The sequence below is a fragment of the Spiroplasma sp. hyd1 genome (assembly GCF_016082235.1).
Taxonomy (GTDB): Bacteria; Bacillota_I; Bacilli_A; order Mycoplasmatales; family Mycoplasmataceae; genus Spiroplasma; species Spiroplasma poulsonii.
In genome coordinates, this window is record NZ_JXYY01000084.1 from 1 (window position 1) to 3,134 (window position 3,134).

Below are 3,134 nucleotides of genomic sequence, written 5' to 3' on the forward strand. Positions count from 1 at the left end.
TAGACTTCTTGCATTACTTGTTAAAAAATTGCAAATATTTGTAAAAAAGATACTAATAGAAAAATATAATTTTAATTAATTATGTTTTTTATTTAAAAATTTAATATTTTTCCACAACGAAAAATTAATTTATTATTTAAATTATTTAATTTTAAATAAATATTTTATGTTAAATATAATAATTGTAAATTATAAATTGAGGCAATTAAATTAAATCTTAAACCAAATCTTTTTCTTCGATTACGATATTTTTCTGTAATAATTTTAAATTTTTTAAGAATAGCAAAAATATTTTCAATAATAATTCTCATTTTTGAAACTAGTCTATTATATTGCTTTTGTTCTTTGTTTAAAGGGTTTTTCTTTGTTTTCTTTGTAGGTATTAGAACATTATTGTGATTTTTTTGTATTCCTTGATAACCACTATCAACTATTAATTTGGTATTTTTTAAAATTGGGATTTTTGATTCTTTAAATAAAGCATAATCATGTTTTTTTCCGAGCGAAAAACTTGTTGCAATAATTTTTTTGGTTTCTTGTTCGATAATTACTTGTGTTTTGATCGTGTGTTTTTTCTTTTTACCAGAATAAGATTGTTTTTTCTTTTTTTGGGCGTTGGATTGGAGTTTCGGTAGCATCAATAATAATAGTTTTATCATTAAAATAATCATTTATTAGTGCTTTTTTACCAGCAAGTTGTTGAAAATCAGAGTTTTTAATTAAAATATCTTCAATTCACTTAATATTACGATAACAATTAGCCTCACTAATATCAAAACTTTTACCAAGATGAAAATAAGTCTGATATTCTCGTCAATATAATAAAGTCATCAATAATCTATTTTCTAATGATAATTTATTAGTTTTACCACCTTTTTTAAATTTTTCTATTTCAGCAACTTTTAAAATATCTAACATTTTATTAAAAGTGGATTTTTTTATTCCTGTTAATCTTAACCATTCTCTATCATTAAGAGTATTAAATTTATTATTGTTCATATTTTTATGTCCTCATNNATTATATTTTATAATAATATTTTAATAAAAAAGGGTATCGCAAGAAGTCTATTTAAAAAATAATTACGGAAAGGAAAAAACTGATGAAAAAGTTGTTGAGCTTATTAAGCACGGTAGTAATTATCGGAACAAGTACAACAAGTTTGATTAGTTGTTTTGATACTAATAATGAAGAAACTTCTGAACTAATAACAGCAAAAATAAATCAAAATAAACAATTATTAACTAGTGACGAAATGCGAAAACGTGAAAATCGGAATCTTAGACACTCTGAATTTAAACCAACTGGTTATTTCTTAAAAAAAGATGTAACCTACGAGATCACTTTAAATCGTAAAGGGACTGATGATGAAAAAGAAAATGTTAAATTATCAATTGGTCAATGAGGACAGTATGCAAATCCTATGATTAAACAAAATGATAATACATTTTCAAATTATGAAATAACAGATAAGAAATTTTTATTAACAGCAAAAAATTCTGGTCTATTTTATGTTGCTGATAATAATCAAACGGATTTACAAATAATTGATATCCAGACAAATAATCTAGAGGATATTATTAAAATCCCAACATTTAAAGTAAACGAAACAAGCCAAAGTGAATTTAAAAAACAAGTTAATGCAACAAAATCACCTTTTGTGGAATTTGTTTCAGAGCATTATTTTGCGACAATGCAAACAGATATGATAAAAAACGAAGTTATTAATTCTCGATTGGAGGATAATTACATTAATGCTTTTGTGGCTGGATGAGATCATGGATGACGTATGACAAATAAATTTTGAGGTTTAAATAAAGAGGATCCGGGTATTAATCATAAATATCTTCAATATATTCATATTGCCAATGCTGATGAGAGTGCTGGTTATGCCAACGCTACTGCTGGGCGAGTAATGTTTCCTAATAGTAGTAATGCGGGCAAAGAATTATTTTTTTTGATTAAAGACCAAGGTGCATTGTGACACGAAAGTGCTCACACTTATACAGCAGCACAATATACCTTTTCAAATACAGGTGAAACTCGTGCTGAAGTTAGTAAAGTTTATGTCCAACAATCTTTAGGCGTAAAACCAAAAGTTTTTGAATTTCAAGATGTTGTCACAAAATATTTGAATCAACCTGATGAGGATAAACATTTTTTAGATATGAAAGAAGATTATGGAAATAATACATCAACCAAAGTGTCAATGTTTTGACAATTAAATATGGCTTTTGGTAATAATTTTTATACGCTTGTAAATCAAAAATATCGTGAAATTAATAATGGTCAAGATCCTGATGTCGATCCTCGTTTTCAAACTGATGAGCAAAAAGTGCAAGGATTTATTAAAACAACTTCACAAGTATCAGGTTATAATTTGGGTGTGTTCTTTTTATTATGGGGATTAAAAGCAACCGAAGCAACAAGAAATGAAATTAAAAATTTAAAACCATTAACAAAACAAATTTGAAATAATATTGTTGAAGAAGATACTTGAAAAAATCCAATTGTCCAAGAAATATTATAAATTTTTCTATTTTTTGATAATTTAACAGCAATATCTATATCTTTTATGTCTGTTTCAAAAATGCAATAACTACTATAACTTTTTAAATAATTAAGATGTTAAATATCAAAAATCATTGCATTAGAAAAAGTTCAATGAATCATAATATTAAAGTTGAAAACAAATAAAATAAAAACAGTACACTAAGATTGCACCCCAAAAAAGAAAGAAAAAAGATTTTACTAAACTTTTAGAAGGGGTGCATTTTAATTGTAAAGTAAAGATGCAAATAGGACAAATAGCCCTTATTAATTTGATAATATATCTTTTATTAAAAAATGCAACTATTTTTTCAAAAAAAAATAATTTTTTTAAATTATGTAGTTATTTCAGCACCACGAAAAATGATTTTTGTTAAAAATCTAAAATTAATAATTTAATTACTAAATATTTTGTAAAAATACCTCTTTGGAGGATAATCAATCTAAACTCGGTCGTGGTTTTTCATTAATAATTTTCATAACTTTATTAATTTCTTTTTGAGTAATATTGTTAAAATCTGTTCCCTTAATAAGATATTCTCTAATATCTCTATTCATTCTTTCAACATGGGGTTTTTGAGTTGGT

2 protein-coding genes and 1 pseudogene are annotated in these 3,134 nt (G+C 24.8%); 1 reads left to right on the forward strand and 2 read right to left on the reverse strand.

Annotation, left to right across the window (positions count from 1 at the left end):
* Positions 1-164 precede the first annotated feature (164 nt).
* Positions 165-999, reverse strand: a protein-coding gene (locus TS70_RS06185) for an IS5 family transposase (protein ID WP_109244094.1) whose coding sequence is annotated in 2 segments (ribosomal slippage) — positions 165-606 and positions 605-999 — 837 coding nt in all. Because the reading frame shifts where the segments join, the coding sequence is not laid out codon by codon here.
* Positions 1,000-1,100: 101 nt separating this feature from the next.
* Here TS70_RS06185 and TS70_RS06190 point away from each other — a divergent pair.
* On the forward strand, positions 1,101-2,528 hold the full coding sequence (locus TS70_RS06190; RefSeq protein ID WP_198049729.1) for a M60 family metallopeptidase: 1,428 nt from the start codon (positions 1,101-1,103) through the stop codon (positions 2,526-2,528).
* A 422-nt stretch (positions 2,529-2,950) separates the two neighbouring features.
* On the opposite strand, the pseudogene TS70_RS06195 reads toward TS70_RS06190, so the two are convergent.
* Positions 2,951-3,134, reverse strand: a pseudogene (locus TS70_RS06195) (IS30 family transposase); the annotation flags it as partial.